Here is a 1307-nt window from a genome sequence, read left to right as displayed (position 1 = left end):
AAGGAAATAATGTGCCGCATGAATAAGTACGCTCCGTCTTGCTCATCCACATATCGCGCATGGAGCCGTCTTTGATCTGCATCGGATAGACGTGCTCGCTGGTATCGACCGAAATATCGATCACCACCAGACGATCTTTCATGGCGAACGCCTCTTCCATCTTCGACTTCAAATCTTTCGAATCTGTGATGCGCATGCCGACGTGACCATAGGCTTCAGCCAGTTTGACGAAGTCAGGCAGCGATTCCATGTAGGAATGCGAGTGACGGCTACCGTAGCTCATGTCCTGCCACTGACGAACCATCCCCAGAACACCGTTGTTCAGGATGACGATTTTCACCGGCAGACCATATTGCAGGCAGGTCGACAGTTCCTGGATGTTCATCTGGATGCTGCCTTCGCCGGTGACGCAGGCAACGTCATCATCCGGGAAGCTCAACTTGATGCCCATGGCCGCCGGGAAACCGAAGCCCATGGTGCCCAGGCCACCGGAGTTGATCCAGCGGTTCGGCTTGTTGAACGTGTAGTACTGCGCAGCGAACATCTGGTGCTGACCCACGTCGGAGGTCACAAAGGCGTCGCCCTTGGTCACTTCGCACAGGGTTTCGATCACGGTCTGTGGCTTGATTACGCTGCCGTCGCCCTTGTCGTAAGGGAACAGGCCGCGCTCACCGCGCCATTCATCAACCTGCTTCCACCAACTGGCAACGGACTCCTTGTTCGGGGTCTCGCCGATTTCCTTAAGGATCGCGACCATTTCGGTCAGGACGCTTTCCACCGGACCAACGATAGGCACGTCGGCCTTGATGGTCTTGGAGATCGAAGCCGGGTCGATATCGATGTGAATGATCTTGGCGTTCGGGCAGAACTTCGCCGGGCCGTTGATCACGCGGTCATCGAAACGAGCGCCAACTGCCAGGATCACGTCGGCATGGTGCATCGCCAGGTTGGCGGTGTAGCTGCCGTGCATCCCGAGCATACCGATGAACTGACGGTCGGTGCCAGGGTAGCCACCCAGGCCCATCAAGGTGTTGGTTACTGGCAGGTTGAGCATTTTCGCCAGTTCGGTCAGCGGTTCGGAACCGTTGCCGAGAATCACGCCGCCGCCGGAGTACAACACAGGACGTTTGGCCGCCAGGAGCATTTCTGCTGCCTTGCGGATTTGCCCGGAGTGACCACGAACGGCCGGGCTGTATGAACGCAGCTTGGCTTTCTTCGGGAAGATGTATTCGAACTTCTCGGCCGGGTTGGTCATGTCTTTCGGGATATCGACCACGACCGGGCCCGGACGACCGGATTGCGCCAGG

Annotated in this window: 1 protein-coding gene; it reads right to left on the bottom strand. The window is 57.5% G+C overall.

Going from position 1 to position 1307, the window contains the following annotated elements:
• Positions 1-1307: biosynthetic-type acetolactate synthase large subunit (ilvB, locus tag ACIOZM_RS31845; protein WP_401221656.1), on the bottom strand; the 1307-nt coding region annotated here is incomplete at both ends.

The organism is Pseudomonas sp. NPDC087346 (assembly GCF_044744235.1).
Classification (GTDB): domain Bacteria; phylum Pseudomonadota; class Gammaproteobacteria; order Pseudomonadales; family Pseudomonadaceae; genus Aquipseudomonas.
The sequence above is the reverse complement of the archived record's forward strand: the minus strand, read 5'-3'. Positions and strand labels throughout refer to the sequence as shown.